Source organism: Aminobacter sp. P4_H6_2 (assembly GCF_056400805.1).
This window is the reverse complement of sequence record NZ_JBFUKO010000621.1, coordinates 1-3063: the sequence shown is the minus strand read 5'-3', so window position 1 is coordinate 3063 and position 3063 is coordinate 1. Positions and strand designations below refer to the sequence as shown.

5 protein-coding genes are annotated in these 3063 nt (G+C 60.4%); 1 reads left to right on the top strand and 4 read right to left on the bottom strand.

The window, feature by feature from the left end; genetic code table 11:
* Positions 1 to 2 precede the first annotated feature (2 nt).
* From AC1DUU_RS27590 to AC1DUU_RS27575, 4 genes are all read right to left on the bottom strand, one after another.
* Entirely contained in the window at positions 3 to 404 is a 402-nt protein-coding gene (locus AC1DUU_RS27590; RefSeq protein WP_476786537.1) for an SH3 domain-containing protein, read from the bottom strand.
* A 373-nt stretch (positions 405 to 777) separates the two neighbouring features.
* Entirely contained in the window at positions 778 to 999 is a 222-nt protein-coding gene (locus AC1DUU_RS27585; protein WP_476786536.1) for an alkylphosphonate utilization protein, read from the bottom strand.
* A 100-nt stretch (positions 1000 to 1099) separates the two neighbouring features.
* Positions 1100 to 1276, bottom strand: a complete 177-nt coding sequence (locus tag AC1DUU_RS27580; RefSeq protein ID WP_476786535.1) for a hypothetical protein — start codon at positions 1274 to 1276, stop codon at positions 1100 to 1102.
* A 58-nt stretch (positions 1277 to 1334) separates the two neighbouring features.
* Positions 1335 to 2087, bottom strand: coding sequence for an SDR family NAD(P)-dependent oxidoreductase (locus AC1DUU_RS27575; protein ID WP_476786534.1), 753 nt, complete (start codon positions 2085 to 2087; stop codon positions 1335 to 1337).
* Between the two features lie 247 nt (positions 2088 to 2334).
* Here AC1DUU_RS27575 and AC1DUU_RS27570 point away from each other — a divergent pair, with 247 nt between their 5' ends.
* Entirely contained in the window at positions 2335 to 2922 is a 588-nt protein-coding gene (locus AC1DUU_RS27570) for a L,D-transpeptidase (protein WP_476786533.1), read from the top strand.
* Positions 2923 to 3063: the final 141 nt, after the last annotated feature.

The following is a 3063-nucleotide window of genomic DNA, read 5'->3' as shown; positions in this document are numbered from 1 at the left end:
TGTCAGTCTGGCGTGGCAGACTTCGCCGGTCGCGCAAGCGTCTGTTTGGGGCGAGGGGCTGCAGGATCAGCGGGCCGTAGCATGTCGCCATGCACCCAGCCCTTGCGCCCGGAGGCGGAAACCAGCGTCCATTTGCCGTCGCGGGCGAATACGCGCACGCTTTCGCCCTGCTTCAGGCTTGACGTGACAGGAGCGGAAACGTTCGGACGGCGGCGCAGATAGACTGACGTGCTAGTGTAGAGCACGTTGAGGGCGGCGGCGCTGTCCGTGTCGGGCATCGTTGACGTTTGCCTGGCAGCTGGCTTCGGGCGTGGCAACGGGGTCGGTGGGCGCGTGATCGAGGCGGTTTCGATAACTTCCGGCGGCTTGCGCGGCGTGCTGTCCACCTTGGGACGAGTCGCCATGGCAATTTTCTGGGGCGCGACGTCGGCTTTCGGTTTCGAACTTGCAGCTAGCTTGCTTGGCTCGATGTCGACCTTGGGTCGAGCCACCTCCGTTTGCGGGCGCGTTGCGACGTTGACCTTGGGCCGCGTGACTGCCGCTTCCGTGCGTGGCGTGGTCTCCGCCTTCGGCCGGCTCGCGGCCCTGGAGGGCCGATCCTCTAGGCGCGCTTTGCTCGGCAACTCCTGCGTCATGGCCCAACCGCCCGCCGCAAGCGCGCCGAGCACCAGCCATCTCAATTTGGGAAGGGCGAATCCAGACATGCTGTGAGTCTGGACTTCAGAGTTTAAAACCGGGTTGACGGCGATGTCCCGGCGCTGGCTCGGCGGAGGTAGCTCAGGCCTTTTTCAGGAACTCGGTCTTCAACACCAGGCCCTTGACCTGCTTGGTGTTGCACTCGACCTCACCGGGGTTGCCGGTCAGGCGGATGTTCTTGACCAGCGTGCCGCGCTTGATGGTCTCGGAGGTGCCCTTGACCTTCAGATCCTTGATCAGGGTCACCGAGTCACCTTCGTTGAGCTGTGCGCCGTTGCTGTCTTTGACGATGATGTCCGACATGGTTCTTCCTTTCTGCTGCCGCGTCGATGGTTGCGCCTGCAGTAGGTTCTCAAGAGGGCGGCGTAAAGGGAGCGGCCTGAAATGAGGATGACTGGGCCATTCATGGTTTAGGCGCTGCGGAATCATCCGGAGCGCAAGGCGGCTGGCCTTTGAAGTCCCGCGCCAGACAACCGTATTTGTCGAACGTCTGGCCGGTTTCTCGCGCCGCTTTGGCCATGCCACAGGCAGACACGGTCAGGCAGGCGAGAACAGCAACAGTGATTCTGATGATCTGCATGGGAGTCACATTTGATTCGGCACGTAAGTCACGTCGCCAATTTCAGGATTTCGTCGCCCTAGTGCGCGGTGTAGGCACCGTCCACCAGATGATAGCTTCCTGTGATGAAGCTTGCTTGATCCGACAACAAGAAACACACCAGCGCAGATACTTCCTCCGGTTTCCCGCGTCTGCCCATTGGTTGCAGTGCCAGCATGCGTCGGGACTCTCCTTCAAACTGTTCGGAAAGGAGCGGGGTGTCGATCCAGCCGGGGCCGACTGCATTTATGCGGATGCCCATTCTCGCATATTCCATCGCGGCGACCTTGGTCAGCCCGACAACCCCGTGCTTGGCAGCAGTGTATGCGGCGGCGGTCGGCAGTCCTACCGAACCGAGCACCGAGGACATGTTGACGATCGCGCCTCCGCCCCGCTGCTGCATGGCCGCGATCTCGTATTTCATGCAGTAGAAAACGCCGTTCAGATTGACGTTCATCGTCTCGTGCCAGCTGTCGAGCGGGTAGTCGGCGGTCGCCTTGCGCACGCCGCCTATGCCGGCATTGTTGACGGCGAGATCCACGCCGCCGCACGTCTTGATCGTGAACTGGATCAACTCCTCTACGGCCGCAGCGTCGGCAACATCGAACACAAAATCGTGAGCCTTGCCTCCATGCGCGCGAATTTCGTCGGCAGTCTTGCGGGCAGATTCGGCGTCTATATCGGCAACAACCACCTCTGCTGCTTCGCTGCCAAGCTGCCGGGAGACAGCGGCGCCGATGCCCGAACCGCCGCCGGTTACGATCGCTATTTTCCCTTTGAAGCCAGGGTTCATGGTCGCCATCCTCTACCGTCTTGTCACCACAGAGCAGTTGCTGGCCGCGCTCGCAAGTCCTCGCCGGAAATCAGTTGAGCGCTCTGATCTGTCGGTCCATGTGAGCGCACCATGCCCGTTTCGGGCATCCTTCGGAAGGAGTATGCGTGTCGAAATCAAGTCGGCCTGCCATGTCTGGACAGATAATTTCTGGTAGCTAAGATGATGCTTATGTTTGGGGATCGGTCTTTTTTTTGAGCAGGTCAACATGAACAACAGCGAAATCACCCGACGCGGGTTCGTTTTGGGTAGCCTGGCATTGCTGGCTTCCGGATGCACATCGATACCAGGTGCGCCCATGATGGCAGCCTACAATGGGCATCCTCCTGTGGATGCCCGCTTCAAACGCCAACGCGTGAAATATGACGGCACGGAACCGGCAGGCACCATCGTCGTCGATACCTCGGAGCGTTTTCTCTATGCCGTTGAAGGCGACGGCTGGGCGACGCGCTACGGCGTCGGCGTCGGCGAGGACGGACGCACGGTCAAGGGTAAGGCAACCATCGGCCGCAAGGYCGACTGGCCCTCCTGGACGCCTACCGCCGACATGATGGAGCGCAAGCCGCGTCTCGTCCAATACGCAGGTGGCGTACCCGGCGGCCCCGACAATCCGCTTGGGGCGCGCGCGCTTTATCTCTATCGCGGAGGCCAAGACACGATGTTCCGCCTGCACGGTACAAACGAACCTTGGACGATTGGAACCGAAGTATCGAGCGGCTGCGTTCGACTAACAAATGACGACATCATAGATCTCTATGATCGTACCCCTGTGGGTACGACGGTGCTGGTGATCTGATGTTGGCGCCCCAAACGCATCATTCAATCGCGGTGCGCCGGGTAGCGAAGTTCCGTGGCGTAAACTTCTTCGAGTGTGTCCTTGTTGCACTAGGCCGCAGTGCAATTGACCGCTAGCCTGTGATGGTCCACAATTGATTTG

Bases quoted from the DNA above. Each gene is read 5' to 3' on its own strand.
- AC1DUU_RS27590 (WP_476786537.1), bottom strand. From the start codon at position 404: ATGGCGACTCGTCCCAAGGTGGACAGCACGCCGCGCAAGCCGCCGGAA.
- AC1DUU_RS27585 (WP_476786536.1), bottom strand. From the start codon at position 999: ATGTCGGACATCATCGTCAAAGACAGCAACGGCGCACAGCTCAACGAA.
- AC1DUU_RS27580 (WP_476786535.1), bottom strand. From the start codon at position 1,276: ATGCAGATCATCAGAATCACTGTTGCTGTTCTCGCCTGCCTGACCGTG.
- AC1DUU_RS27575 (WP_476786534.1), bottom strand. From the start codon at position 2,087: ATGAACCCTGGCTTCAAAGGGAAAATAGCGATCGTAACCGGCGGCGGT.